The 12,896-nt window shown below is 66.8% G+C and carries 15 protein-coding genes; 7 read left to right on the forward strand and 8 right to left on the reverse strand.

Features of this window, described 5'->3' with window-relative positions; translation table 11 throughout:
- Nucleotides 1-132: 132 nt before the first annotated feature.
- From ACGFNJ_RS14820 to ACGFNJ_RS14840, 5 genes are all read right to left on the reverse strand, one after another.
- Nucleotides 133-1,062 (reverse strand): carbon-nitrogen hydrolase family protein, encoded by a 930-nt coding sequence (locus ACGFNJ_RS14820; RefSeq protein ID WP_393447406.1) that lies wholly within the window; start codon nt 1,060-1,062, stop codon nt 133-135.
- Between the two features lie 66 nt (nt 1,063-1,128).
- A complete protein-coding gene (locus ACGFNJ_RS14825; RefSeq protein WP_393447408.1) occupies nt 1,129-1,533 on the reverse strand; it encodes a nitroreductase family deazaflavin-dependent oxidoreductase in 405 nt (134 codons plus the stop codon).
- 8 nt (nt 1,534-1,541) lie between these two features.
- The gene (locus ACGFNJ_RS14830) at nt 1,542-1,928 is read right to left on the reverse strand and encodes a hypothetical protein (protein ID WP_393447410.1); all 387 of its coding nucleotides are present in this window, start codon (nt 1,926-1,928) and stop codon (nt 1,542-1,544) included.
- Nucleotides 1,929-2,092: 164 nt separating this feature from the next.
- Entirely contained in the window at nt 2,093-2,509 is a 417-nt protein-coding gene (locus tag ACGFNJ_RS14835) for a hypothetical protein (RefSeq protein WP_393447412.1), read from the reverse strand.
- A 69-nt stretch (nt 2,510-2,578) separates the two neighbouring features.
- Nucleotides 2,579-3,145, reverse strand: coding sequence for a TetR/AcrR family transcriptional regulator (locus tag ACGFNJ_RS14840; protein ID WP_393447414.1), 567 nt, complete (start codon nt 3,143-3,145; stop codon nt 2,579-2,581).
- Between the two features lie 104 nt (nt 3,146-3,249).
- On the opposite strand from ACGFNJ_RS14840, the gene ACGFNJ_RS14845 reads away from it, so the two are divergent.
- The 3 genes from ACGFNJ_RS14845 to ACGFNJ_RS14855 all read left to right on the forward strand — a co-directional run bounded on the left by ACGFNJ_RS14845 (nt 3,250) and on the right by ACGFNJ_RS14855 (nt 6,933).
- A complete protein-coding gene (locus ACGFNJ_RS14845) occupies nt 3,250-4,272 on the forward strand; it encodes an NAD-dependent epimerase/dehydratase family protein (RefSeq protein WP_393447415.1) in 1,023 nt (340 codons plus the stop codon).
- A 158-nt stretch (nt 4,273-4,430) separates the two neighbouring features.
- Nucleotides 4,431-5,060: a flavin reductase family protein gene (locus ACGFNJ_RS14850; protein ID WP_393447417.1), complete on the forward strand. Its 630-nt coding sequence runs from the start codon at nt 4,431-4,433 to the stop codon at nt 5,058-5,060.
- Nucleotides 5,061-5,214: 154 nt separating this feature from the next.
- Complete coding sequence (locus ACGFNJ_RS14855; RefSeq protein ID WP_393447419.1) at nt 5,215-6,933, forward strand: DUF3556 domain-containing protein; 1,719 nt, start codon at nt 5,215-5,217, stop codon at nt 6,931-6,933.
- A gap of 54 nt (nt 6,934-6,987) precedes the next feature.
- On the opposite strand, the gene ACGFNJ_RS14860 is transcribed toward ACGFNJ_RS14855, so the two are convergent.
- On the reverse strand, nt 6,988-7,182 hold the full coding sequence (locus ACGFNJ_RS14860) for a hypothetical protein (RefSeq protein ID WP_393447421.1): 195 nt from the start codon (nt 7,180-7,182) through the stop codon (nt 6,988-6,990).
- 222 nt (nt 7,183-7,404) lie between these two features.
- Between ACGFNJ_RS14860 and ACGFNJ_RS14865 the strand changes: the two genes are divergently transcribed.
- Entirely contained in the window at nt 7,405-8,277 is an 873-nt protein-coding gene (locus ACGFNJ_RS14865; RefSeq protein ID WP_393447848.1) for an alpha/beta fold hydrolase, read from the forward strand.
- A 193-nt stretch (nt 8,278-8,470) separates the two neighbouring features.
- On the forward strand, nt 8,471-9,121 hold the full coding sequence (locus ACGFNJ_RS14870) for a serine protease (protein ID WP_393447423.1): 651 nt from the start codon (nt 8,471-8,473) through the stop codon (nt 9,119-9,121).
- 17 nt (nt 9,122-9,138) lie between these two features.
- Here ACGFNJ_RS14870 and ACGFNJ_RS14875 read toward each other — a convergent pair whose 3' ends face one another.
- Complete coding sequence (locus ACGFNJ_RS14875) at nt 9,139-9,690, reverse strand: TerD family protein (protein ID WP_393447850.1); 552 nt, start codon at nt 9,688-9,690, stop codon at nt 9,139-9,141.
- A gap of 249 nt (nt 9,691-9,939) precedes the next feature.
- Here ACGFNJ_RS14875 and ACGFNJ_RS14880 point away from each other — a divergent pair, with 249 nt between their 5' ends.
- On the forward strand, nt 9,940-10,413 hold the full coding sequence (locus tag ACGFNJ_RS14880) for an NUDIX domain-containing protein (protein WP_393447425.1): 474 nt from the start codon (nt 9,940-9,942) through the stop codon (nt 10,411-10,413).
- A 108-nt stretch (nt 10,414-10,521) separates the two neighbouring features.
- Nucleotides 10,522-11,748 carry a sialidase family protein gene (locus tag ACGFNJ_RS14885; protein WP_393447427.1) on the forward strand — a complete coding sequence of 409 codons (1,227 nt, stop codon included), beginning with the start codon at nt 10,522-10,524 and terminating at the stop codon, nt 11,746-11,748.
- A 3-nt stretch (nt 11,749-11,751) separates the two neighbouring features.
- On the opposite strand, the gene ACGFNJ_RS14890 is transcribed toward ACGFNJ_RS14885, so the two are convergent.
- Nucleotides 11,752-12,678, reverse strand: coding sequence for a G1 family glutamic endopeptidase (locus tag ACGFNJ_RS14890; protein ID WP_393447429.1), 927 nt, complete (start codon nt 12,676-12,678; stop codon nt 11,752-11,754).
- Nucleotides 12,679-12,896: the final 218 nt, after the last annotated feature.

Raw genomic sequence — 12,896 nt, forward strand, 5'->3', positions numbered from 1 at the left:
CGAACTGATCCGCACCCTTTCCGTGGATCCGCACCGCTTCTAGCAGCCCAGAAGCAGTGCGGATCCTCGGAGAGGGTGCGGACTCGGCGGGTGCGGCGTCTGTGAGACGCGGGGAGAGGGCGGGGGTGGTCGTTAGTCGTCCAGGAAGGTTGCCGGGGTGCGGCGGCGGCGGTCTACCGTGACGGCGAAGACGTCGGGGCGGGAGTAGTGGCCGGCTGGGTCGAAATTGTGGCGCTCCCTGGCTATTTCAGCGGGGTCGAGGTCGGCGATGACCAGGCGCTCCTCGCCGACCACCGGTTCGACCAGCCAGTCGCCGTTCGGGCCTGCGACCGCGGAGCCGCCGTCGTAGCCTGCGGGCTTCCCGAGTGCGAGCAATTCGTCACGGAGCGGGAAACCCGCAGGCACGTCGGCATAGTCGAGCACGGCGCCGACCGCCAACGAGTACACCCGGCCCTCCATGGCCACGAACCTGGTGATGTCCTTGGTGTTACGGATCGAACCGGGCCAGGTGGAAATGTGCAGGGTTTCACCGTCGGCGTAGAGCGCATGCCGGGCCTGCGGCATCCAGTTCTCCCAGCAGGACAGCCCGCCAACCCGGAAGGCGCCGACCTCGTGCGTGCGCAGACCGTGCCCGTCGCCGATCCCCCAGACCATCCGCTCCTCGTGCGTCGGCATCAGTTTGCGATGCGCGCCGACCACGCCCCGAGCCGGATCGATCGCCACCAGGGTGCAGTACACCGTGCCGCGCACCCGCTCGGTGATCCCGAGGTAGCAGAAGACGCCGAGGTCACCGACGGCCTCGCGCACCGTCGCCACCTGCGGGCCGTCGAGCGCGACCGCGGCCTCCACATAGCAGGCATAGGCGGCCTTCTGGACCGGATCGTCGAACCGCGCCCCGCCGGTGTCCGCCACCCAGATCGGATAGCCGGACAGAAACGTCTCCGGAAACGCGACAAGTTCCACCCCCGCCGCCGCAGCCTTCGTCAACCATTCGACAACGATCTTCGTCCCGGCCGTCGGGTCGAGCCAGGCCGGTCGCGCTTGAGCCGCAGCAATCCGCATCCCCCGATGCTAGTGCCGCCGCTCGCCGCCGAACACCCACTCGCCGGTCTCCGTCGAGACGCGCGGCTACCCAGATTCACTTGAGTCACTGGATGTTTCGGCCCGTGCCTCGAGATACTCGGGTGCATCGACAAGGCGCAGGATCCGCCGACTGAACCCAGAAGACCAACTCAGAGTGGGATCGTTGACCACCACGGGCTCGACCAACCGCACTCGCCGCCCCCGCATCTCGATCTCGAACTCCCCCGCCGCCAGCACATTCCGCACCCAGTCCGCACCTCGCCCATAAGTGAGCGCAACGCAGTACCGCTCACCGCGCCGAAACACACTGACCGGCGTCCGATACTCCCGCCCCGAGTTGCGCCCCCGATGCACCACCAACACCAGATCCCGCGCCCGCCCAACCAACAGCCGCGCCGCCCGATTGGTAATCGCCCGATTGAATGTGGCCAACGCCCGCGGTAAAGGCATGTTCAGCCCTAGCCCGGCTGGCCTTGGATGTCGGGATGGGCGCGGGGAATCCACTGCTGGAGGGTGGTGTCCCAACCCAGAACCTTGCCGCGGAGGGAGGATTCGGTGAGGTCTATGTCGAGCAGTGCGAGGCGGGCCTCGTCGGGCAGGTCCTCGGTGACGAGGATCGCGGCAGCTCCTGGTCCGCCTTCGATGTCGAGAATGGCGGCGAGGTCAGAGGTTTCGGCGTCAGTCCGGCCGAACCAGCGCTTGCGGATCGTCCGCGGCAACTGGACGACGCCATCGGCGGTGTGCGCGGCGAGCGATTCCAGTAGGGCTTTTCCGTAAATCGCGACCACCGGGCCCAATAGTGCGGCGACGGTCGACAATTCGGGCAGGCCTCCCGGATCCGGCATGCTGGGTGGGCCCTGCGACGTAGTCGGCCGCGCCACCCAGGGCGGCACGGCGTCCCGTTCTGATCCATCCACGATGAGCAATCCCCCGATCATGTTGATGCAGGCCTGATCCTACGTCAGTGGATGTTGGCGCAGGGTCTGTCGTAGCGAGATCGGGCTGTTACTCATTCCGAGGTCAGTTGTTGGGCAAGCCGTTCCAGGCCGCCCTTGATGAGCTGTCCGTATCCGTCGTCGGCCAGTGCGCCGATCGTGTCCTGTGCCTGCTGGAGATGCTTTCGGGCGAGGCCGACGTCGCCGAGTTTGCGATAGCACTCGCCGACGTTGAGGTGCAGCGACGGGTACAAGCCGGCTACCGAAAGCGTCACGCCGGCTTGTGCTACTCGCTCGTCGGTGACGAGATCGGCGGCGGCAAGCGCCCGTAGGTCCCAGACCAGCTCCTCGTGCACGTCGTCTTGCACGTCGGCCATCGCGTGGGCAAGGACGCACACATGGAGCGGGTCGCCTTGCTCGCCGCCGATGTCGTCCCAGATCTGCGTGAACAGGTCGCGGGCGGCGGCACGCTGGCCTTGGTGGTGGTGCAACTCGAGTTCACGCGAATCGTAGCTGCGCGGATGAGGTCAAGGGCCGCTCCGCGGAGGCATGATCCTCCGTCAGGGGGTGTTCGCCCGGAGTCCGTCGATGATGAGGTCGAGTATCCGGTTGATCCTGGCTGCGCCGCCGGTGGCGGGGTCTATTCGCCACAGGACGCTGAGTTGCAGCAGGACGTCCTCTGGATCGAGGTCTGGTTTGAGGGAGCCGTCTTCGGCACCCGCACTGAGCAATTGAGCGATGGCGGCGACGAAGGGGCGGTAGTACTCGTCGTCGAGGCCGCCGTTGGTGGCGGCATGGATGACCTCGGCGGCACCGAATTTCCGCTGGGCGTAGCCGGCGACCTCGGCGAACCACAGTCGGAGTGCGTCGAGGGGTGGGTTGGCGCCCAACAGGGTTGGCGCAAGGTCGATCAGTTCGCCGATCTGGTGCTGATAGAGCGCGAAGATCAGGGCTTCCCGATTCGGGAAGTGGCGGTAGAGGGTGCCGATGCCGACGCCTGCGCGTTTGGCGATCGCGGTAAGCGAGACCTCGGTCGATTCGGCGAAGGCCGCAAGGGCAGCGGCGAGGATCCGCGCGCGATTGTTGCGGGCGTCGGTTCGGGTCGACTCTGGTCTTGCCTGCGTCATTCGGGTCCTTCGTGCCTCGCTTGCGAAACGGAGGGGGCTCCGTTACCCTGGAAACCGGACCGGAGGCCCCTCCGTTTCATTGTGGCACACGGAGGTGAATCCGCATGGCCGAGCTGGTACTGGTAACCGGAGGAACCGGCTATGTCGCCGGATGGTGCCTCGTCGAGCTGCTCGGACGCGGCTACCACGTGCGCACCACCGTGCGCGACCAAGACAAGGCGAACGCGGTCACCTCGGCAGTCGCCGCCACAATCGACCCGGCCGGACGGCTGAGCTTCGCGGTCGCCGACCTGACCGCCGACCACGGCTGGGACGCCGCGATGACGGACGTCGACTACGTGCTGCACGTCGCCTCACCGCTCGGCATCGCCAGCACCGGCAGCGCAGACACGCTGGTCGCCACCGCACGCGACGGCACGCTGCGGGTGCTGCGCGCCGCGACCGCGGCCGGAGTGCGCCGGGTGGTGATGACCTCGGCGGCGAACGCGGCAAGCCCGTCTTCCTATGCGACAGAAGGCATTACCGACGAAACACTGTGGACCGACCCCGATGATCCGACACTGATCCCCTACCGCCGTTCGAAGACCGTCGCCGAGCTCGCGGCGTGGGACTTCATGCGCGACAACCAGAGTCGCACCGAGCTGACCACCGTCCTGCCCGGCGCGGTCTTCGGCCCTGTGCTCACCGCCGCCAATACCGGCTCGGTCAGCATCATCGCGCGGATGCTCTCGGGGACCATGCGCGGCGTGCCGCGTATCGGCTTCGAGATCGTCGATGTCCGCGACCTCGCCGACATCCATATCCGGGCAATGACCGCACCGGGTGCTGGCGGCGAACGATTCTTGGCGACAGGCGATTTCACCTGGATGCGGGACATGGCGCAGACCTTGCACAGCAAGCTGGGCGAGCAGGGCAGCGCCGTCGCCACCCGGCAGCTCCCCGATTTCGCGGTCCGGCTCTTCGCCCGCCTGGCCGACCCGTCGCTGCGCGAGATCACCCCCGCCCTCGGCCGACGTAACCGGCACAGCATCGAGAAGGCCGAGCGTGTCCTCGGCTGGCGGCCACGCCCCGCCGAGCAGGCGGTGCTCGACTGTGCGCGCAGCCTGATCGCCATCGGCGCTGTGTAGTCCGACCCCCTGCGGCGCTGTGTAGCCCGACCGCCTGCGGCGCTGTATCGCCCGCGCCGAGTAGCACCAGAACCCGTGCGACACCGCGTCGTAAGCCCGCAACGCCGTGTCCTCTTTCCGCCAGCGTCCGCACCACACCGAACGGCATCGTTGGCCCCATGCATCGCGTAGTTGATCTCAAGGTCCTGTATTTCGGCACCCCGGTCGTGTTGATCAGCACCCGCAACCCGGACGGGACGGCGAACCTGGCACCGATGTCGTCGGCGTGGTGGCTCGACGATCAATGCATGCTCGGGATGAACACCGGCGCACAGACCACCATGAACCTGGCCCGGGAACGCGAGTGCGTGCTGAACCTGCCGTCCGCGGACCTGGTCACCGCCGTCGACAGGCTCGCCCTGCTGACCGGTTCGCCGGAACTGTCACCGCACAAGGTCGACAAGGGCTACCGGCACGAGCCGGACAAGTTCGGCGCCGCCGGGCTCACGCCGGTCCCGTCGGATCTCGTCGCCGCTCCTCGGGTGGCCGAGTGCCCGATCCAACTCGAATGCGAACTGCTCTCGGCCGTACCGTTCGGCATCGACACCGACGCCATCGCCCACACCGTCCGGATCGTGCGCGCACACGTGGCCGACGACCTGGTCCTGCCTGGCACCCACTACATCGACCCGGTCGGATGGGATCCCCTGATCATGAAGTTCTGCGAATTCTTCGGCGGCGGCGCACAGGTGCACCCCTCCCGGTTGGCCGAAGCGTGGCGGATGCCGCATCCGGAACCGAGTCGCTGAACCGTCGGTCCCGGTGACCGGGACCGCGCACCGCACTGCGCCGGAAACGGTCTGAGCGGCAGCTTCGCTCGCTATCGTCGAAGATCAGCGTCGCGCGCCCGCCAGGCACGTCGTGTCCGCGCCCGCGCGCCAGCACGGAATCGGAGTGTGCCTGATGGGATTTCGCGAGCCCGAACTGCCGGTGGTCGACATGACGGAGTGGAGCAAGGGCACCCGCGGCGAGCGGATCCGTCCGATGGCGCGGCATTGGGCCGAGGTCGGCTTCGGCACCCCGGTCATGCTGCATCTGTTCTATGTCGGCAAGGTCGGCCTCTATATCCTCGGCGGCTGGCTGATCGTCCTGTCCACCAAGGGCATCGACGGGTTCACCGCCGTCGGCGACTGGTGGTCGGAGCCGATCGTCTTCGAGAAGGTGGTGCTGTACACGCTGCTGTTCGAGGTGATCGGGCTCGGCTGCGGGTTCGGGCCGCTGAACAACCGGTTCGTGCCGCCGTTCGGCTCGATCCTGTATTGGCTGCGGCCCAAGACCATTCGGCTGCCGCCGTGGCCGAATCGAGTGCCGCTGACGAAAGGCTCCAGTCGCACGCCGATGGATGTCGCCTTGTATGCGGCGCTGCTGGTGCTGACCGCGATCGCGTTGCTGTCCAACGGCACCGGGCCGATACCGGCGCTGGACACGACGGTCGGGATCCTGCCGACCTGGCAGATCGCCGGAATCCTCGGCGTGCTCGCGGTACTCGGGTTGCGCGACAAGGTGATCTTCCTGGCGGCGCGCGGCGAGGTCTACGCGCCGCTCACCGTCGCGTTCCTGTTCACCGCCGCCGACCCGCTGATCGCCGCGAAGATCGTTTTCCTGGTGATCTGGATGGGCGCGGCGATCTCGAAGCTGAACAAGCACTTTCCGTTCGTGGTGTCCACGATGATGTCCAACAGCCCGGTGGTGCGCCGAAAGTCGCTCAAGCGCAAGTTCTTCGAGAACTTCCCCGACGATCTGCGGCCCGGCAGGCTGTCACGTCTCGTCGCGCACGCCGCCACCGCGGTGGAGCTGGCCGTCCCGGTGGTGTTGTTCTTCGCGCACGGCGGCTGGCCGACGGCGATCGCCGCGTTCGTGATGGTGTGTTTCCACCTCGGGATCCTCACCGCCATCCCGATGGGAGTTCCGTTGGAGTGGAACGTCTTCATGATCTTCGGCGTCGGCACGCTGTTCGTCGCACACGCCGATCTCGGCCTCGGCGAGTTGACCCGACCGGTGCCGGTGGCGCTGCTGTTCGTGGTGGTCGCGGGCACGGTGATCGCGGGAAACCTGTTCCCGCGCAAGATTTCGTTCCTGCCAGGCATGCGCTACTACGCGGGCAACTGGGACACGACGCTGTGGTGCGTGAAACCGTCGGCGGCCGCGAAGATCGACGCGGGCATCGTCGCGATCGCCAGCATGCCGCAGGCGCAGCTGGAGCGGTACTACGGCAAGGACCGCGCCCAGATCCCGATGTATCTCGGCTATGCCTTCCGCGCCATGAACACGCACGGGCGCGCGCTGTTCACCCTCGTGCACCGGGCGATGCCTGCGGGCCGCGAGGACGAGTACGTGGTCACCGAGGGCGAGCGCCTCTGCAGCACCGCCGTCGGCTGGAACTTCGGCGACGGCCACATGCACAACGAGCAGCTGATCGCCGCGATGCAGCAACGCTGCCACTTCGAACCGGGCGAGGTGCGCGTCGTCCTGCTCGACGCCCAGCCGATCCACCGGCAAACCCAGGAATATCGCCTGGTAGACGCCGCCACCGGCGAGTTCGAGCGCGGTTATGTGAAGGTCGCCGACATGGTCACGCGGCAACCGTGGGCCGACGATGTTCCCGTGTACGTCCACCCTTGACGGCCGGGCAGACCGGATGAACAAGACCGCCGCACAGGAGAACCGGTCAGCGCGTCACTGGCGATGCGCCGCGTCGTACCACTGATGCGGAACCGACCAATCCCAGCACTCCACGTCCTTGGCGTCGGCGGGATTGGCGCCTGCCCACTCGACGTAGCAGCGAGCGGAGCCGCCGACGCACGCGCCGATGAGGATGAGGCCACGGACCAGGTGGCGCCACATGGGGCGTATTGATACGCGTCGCCGCATTGCGACCTCCTCGGCACGACAGGTGGTTCCCAGCAGAGGCATTAGCTCTGATCAGGGACGATACCGGCGAGCCGCGGCGAACGGAGGTAAATGCGGACTTCTGTCCGGTGAACGGAATTCGCGAGGAAGGAGACCCGGCTCACAACCCGTGGTCAGCGGGCTATGACGCCCGTTCCGCGCCGACCCCGCACCCGCTGCCCGTGCCGTAGTGTCGCCGCTGTGATGCCGAGCGAAGTCGAGCAGTGGCGCGCGGGCGGGCGACAGGTGCGCACCCGGGCGGGCACGCTGTTCGTCCGGTCCGCCGCGGGCGAGGGGCCGACTGTCGTTCTGCTGCACGGCTACCCATCGAGCTCCTTCGACTTCCGCGACATCGTCGGCCGACTGGGCGGCCGCGCCTGGCTGACCATCGACTTCCTCGGCTTCGGACTGTCCGACAAGCCGCGGCCACACCGCTACAGCCTGTTCGAGCATGCCGACACCGTCGAAGAGATCGTCGCCGCGAGCACCGCGGGCCCGATCGTGCTGCTCGCGCACGACATGGGCACCTCCGTCGCCACCGAGCTGATCGCCCGCGACATCGACGGGACGCTGACCTGCACCCTCGACCGCGCGGTCCTCAGCAACGGCAGCGTCATCCTGGAGAAGGCGAGCCTGCGGCCGATCCAGCAGATCCTGCGCGGCCCGCTCGGACCGGTGGCGGCGCGGCTGGCGAACCGTGCGGTGTTCACCCGCGAGTTCGCGCGACTGTTCTCGGCCCGGCACCCGTTGACCAAGACCGAGGCCGCAGCACAGTGGGCGTTGCTCGCGCACGAGCGTGGTCATCGGATCGCGCATCTGCTCACCGCCTACCTCGACGAGCGCGTCACCAACGCGGCGCGCTGGCACGGGGCGGTCCGCGACTGGGACAAGCCGCTCGGCTTCCTCTGGGGGACTGCGGATCCGGTCGCCACCGTCGCGGTTCTCGACGGTCTGCGCACGTTGCGCCCGGCGGCTCCGGTGCTCGAACTCGCTGGCCTCGGCCACTATCCACAACTGGAGGACGCCGAAGCGTTCGCCGCGGGCGCGAGAACATTGCTGGCGATCGATGGATCCTGAACTCCGTCGTGGTTGATTCGACTGCCACATAACCTGTTTGGCTGCGGTCAAGCAGGGAATGTCGCGAACAATCGGTGCGCAGGCATCGGTACAGCGATCCATACACAGGCATCGGTACAGCGATCCATACACAGGCATCGGTACAGCGATCCATACACAGGCATTGGGACAGCGATCCAGAGGAGTCATACACGTGACACGAAGCGCCCTAGTTTTCGCCGCCGCGGCCGCCGTACTCGGCGCCGCACCCGCTGTCGCCACCGCCGAAGCGCCGCCCGCGATCGGCGGCGGCTCCGGCATCACGATCGACGAGCGCGTCGGCTGCACCTTGACCACCATCGGCCGCGACAGCGCGCAGCGGCTGGTCGGCTTGACCGCCGGACACTGCGGCCAGCCAGGCGCACGCGTAGCAGCCGATATAGCGCCGAGCTATGGAACAGTGGGTCGGTTCGTCCACTCCGATCCCCGACTGGATTACGCGGTCATCGAATTCGATCCGCAGCGCGTCACCCCGATGAGCCACGTCGGCGGCACCACCATCACCGGAATCGGCGCCCCCGCACAGTTTCCCGCGATCGCGTGCAAGCGTGGCAGCACCACCGGGACGAGCTGCGGCGTGGTCTGGGGCGATATCCGGTCAACCAACACCGAGACCTGGACCCAAATGTGTGTGATGAAGGGCGATTCCGGCGCACCGGTGATGCTCGGCACCACCTTGGTCGGCATGGTGAACGCCTACTACGGCATCGGCTGTTTCGGACCGGAAGTCGGCACCAATATCCACGCAATCATGTCTGACCTGGACGCCCGCGGCGATATCGGCACCGGATATCAGCCGCTGTAACCGGATTTCGTCGCAGGTTACGGCAGGTAGGGCGCGAGCTGCGGCACGGCTTCGGCCACGTGATGCGCGTACAGGCCTGCGCCGATCCCCACGAAATGCCAACAGGGTTGGGCCCGAACGAGTTTTCCGAGCACCACCCCGGTGTGCGGACCATTACCGATTGCGCACCTGGCGATTTCGGTGCCGGTCATGGTGTCGAGCAGCCGGTAGTACACGTTGTCGATCTGCGCGAGGCTCTGTCCCGAGTAGCTGGTGACGAGAAAGATCACGCTCGTCACCTGCGGGTCGAGCTTCGCCACATCGAGGGTGATCACCTCGTTGTCACCGCGCCCCTCCCCCGTCGGGCTGTCGCCGCTGTGGCTGACCGCCGCGTCACGCGAGCCGAGCTGCTCGTGGTACACGGCGTCCACCAACTGATCGCCGGCGAAAAGCACTGCCGCCGAGTTCAAGTCGACCCGGCGCTCCGCGTTGATCGTGCCGTCGGATTCGGACCATATCTCGGCGGGATCCCAGCCCACCGCCATGGCGACGTGCTCGAGCGCGGTGCCAACGGAATCGACCAACGGCATGGACACCGGGGTCCCCTTTCTCGGGGGCGACCACGGCACTCGACTACCGCAACGCCTTGTTCTCGGATCTACACGGGCCGCTTGCTCCGGTGCCGCTGCTCCCGCCGCGCCTGCTCGCCGTCGAGCGGCTCGTCATCGTCGACGATGCCGGGGCAACTGCCCGATCGAAGCCGAAACAGCCCGCACCAGCCGCATACCCGCCGACACACACTCCAATCGGCCGCCGCTCGGCCACCTACTGTCGTTGGCATGGCGACCCCTGACTTCATCCACACCATCCGCGCCACCGCAGGCCGCCAACTGCTGTGGCTCCCCGGCGTCAGCGCGCTGGTCTTCGATGACGCCGACAGGCTGCTGCTCGGCCGCCGAGCCGACACCGGCAACTGGGCGATCATCGCGGGCATGCCCGAACCCGGCGAACAGCCCGCCGCCTGCGCGGTGCGAGAGGTCTACGAGGAGACCGCTGTGCGCTGCGTCGCCGAACGCATCGTCCTCGTCCGGGCCATGCCGCCACACACCTACCCGAACGGCGACATCTGCCAGTTCATGGATATCGCCTTCCGCTGCCGCGCGATCGGCGGCACGGCCGCGGTGAACGACGACGAATCGTTGGAGGTCGCGTGGTTCGACCTGGCGGATCTCCCGCACCTGCCCGAGCACGACCTGCTGCGCATCCGGCTCGCATGCGCGGACGGACCGGCCTGGTTCGATCCCGCGCCGTGAACCATGACGGTGCGCCGAATTCGGACAGGAGTTCGGTATTCTGCAGCGAGTTTTCCCCGCGTGCATTTCCGAGCGACATCGTTCTGCCGAACTTCGAGGGGAGTATCCGTGCATCGGCTCGGTGCGTTGATGATCGTTGCGCTGTGCGCGCTCGGGTCGGCCCCATCGGCCACCGCCGAGCCTGCGATATCGGCGGTCGCACCGACCCGTCAGCTGCTGTATCCGGAAAGCAGCTTTTATCCACGCCTGATTCGGCTGCAGCACAGCGGCGCGGCCAACGGCACCATCGTGGCCAGCGTCAACACGCTGCAACAGCACGGCGCGATCATGGCGAGCACGGACGGCGGCAAGACTTTTCAGCAGCGCGGCACCGTCACCGACCCGATGGCGGCCAAGGGTGGGCAGCTCTGCTGTTCGGCACTCTTCGAACTGCCGACGGCGATCGGCAATTTACCGGCGGGCACGCTGCTGTGGGCCGACACCGTGTTCTTCGACCTGTTCGAGGTCGTGCTGCGCCACGTCGAACAACGACTGTGGGCCAGCACCGATCACGGCGCAAACTGGAAGTTCGTGTCCACCATCGCCGAATCCAACAGCGTGTACTCCCCCACCGACTGGGGACCCATCCTGCCGAGCGCCTGGGAGCCGAGCTTGTCGATGGCGGCGGACGGGCAACTCGTCGCCCTCTACTCCGACGAAACCGATAACCTCAGGCACAGCCAGAAATTGGTGCAGGTCCGCTCGCCCGATGCCGTGCACTGGGTGAACCAGAGCGACACCGTGGTCAGCGATGTCCGCACGGTCCGGCCGGGCATGGCCAACGTCATCACTCTGCCGGACGGCACCTATTTCATGAGCTACGAGATCTGCAACACCGACCGGATTCACCAGTGCCTGGCCTACTTTCGTAGATCCACCGACGGCTGGAACTACGGCGATCCGCGATTCCTCGGCACGATGGTGCGCACCGGCGCCGACGGCGGCTACACCCAGCACGCGCCCTTCCCGGCATGGAGCCCGGGGCCCGGCCCGAACGGCACCATCCTGCTGTCCGGCCAGATGGTGTCGAGCGTGGACGGCACGATGACGGCGAACACCGGCAGAACCATCCTGGCCAACGACACCTTGGGCGAAGGCCGCTGGTACGAAATCCCCGCACCGGTCACGATCGACGACATCACCGACGCCCCGTGCAAGAACTACAGCTCGGCGTTGTTGCCGGCACCGGACGGCAACTCGGTGCTGGAAGCCGCGACCGATCTCGACGGCGACGGGGCCTGCCTGGCCTATTACGCATCTGGCCCGCTGAACGGCCCTGCGGTGCCCGACAAGTAGCGCCTATTTGGCGATGGTGAAACTGGACCCGCTCTTGGCGAGTTTGCCCGGGTGCACCTCACCGTTGGTCGCACCGATCGAGTAACCCACTGTCTTGTAGGCCGACAACGGTTTTCCGTCGAGCTTCACATTGCTGAATTCGACCGGGCTGAACGACGGCAGCGAACTGTTGAGCTGGCCTTCGAGAATGACTTCCGCGGTCTGCACGGGTGCGTCGGTCTTCGCGACGGTGGTTTTCGTCCATTTCTGGGTCTTGTTGGTCAAGGTCATCGTGTAGGCGGCGCCGTCGAAGCTCACCTCGGCCGCGATCTTGTCCCCTGGCGCCGACGAGACGTCTTGATAGATCACCGGATTCGCCGGATACGCTTCCCACAGCGCCATCCGGTACACCTCCTGCGTGCAGGCCGCAGCGCCCTGAGCCGAGCCGGTGCCGAGGACTCCGCACGCTCCCGTCGCAGCGTTGCCCAGGTGCACATTCGAGGTCTGGGCGGCCCGGACGGCGTTGCGGAACCATTCCGGATTGTTGACGATGGTCGCGCTCGCCAGGTTCACGATCGCCAGGCCTGGCAGCGAGGCGATCGCGCCTGCCGCGCTCACACACATCGCCTCGGTGCCGGTCTGCATCAACGGCAATGCGGGCTTGCCGTCGACCAGCGTCCCGTTCAAACCGACCCAGGCCACGACCCGCTGAATCACGCCGGTGTCGGTGCACGACACCTCGGGCTCGACCCATTCCGCGGAAATACTCTTGAATTTCCCGAAGACCACGTACCCCGCCCAGTTGGTGCCACGGACGGTGGCCGGACCCCCGTCCGGCGCCTTACTCGGCGGCGCTTTCGGTGCCATATTCGGCGTAGTTGTCGCCGTCCCGGCATCGGGGTGCGGCGCGTTCTGCGCTATTGCCGACGACGGCGAAATCAGCACTGCCACGAGCGCTCCCACCACCGACGCGGTGATACGCCTTCGAATTCGCGTCCGACTCGGGGATGTCTTCATGAACAGCAACAATAGCCGAAAAGCATGGCAGACACCTCGAAGCGCGCGCCAGCATTTACGCAGGTAGCAACCACTTTTCGCGACGTGCAGCGGCAGCTGACCTGCATCACAGCATGATCACCCTTCCGCGTGTCGCTCGGACACAGCGCGTC

This window comes from Nocardia sp. NPDC049149 (assembly GCF_043197455.1).
Classification (GTDB): Bacteria; Actinomycetota; Actinomycetes; order Mycobacteriales; family Mycobacteriaceae; genus Nocardia.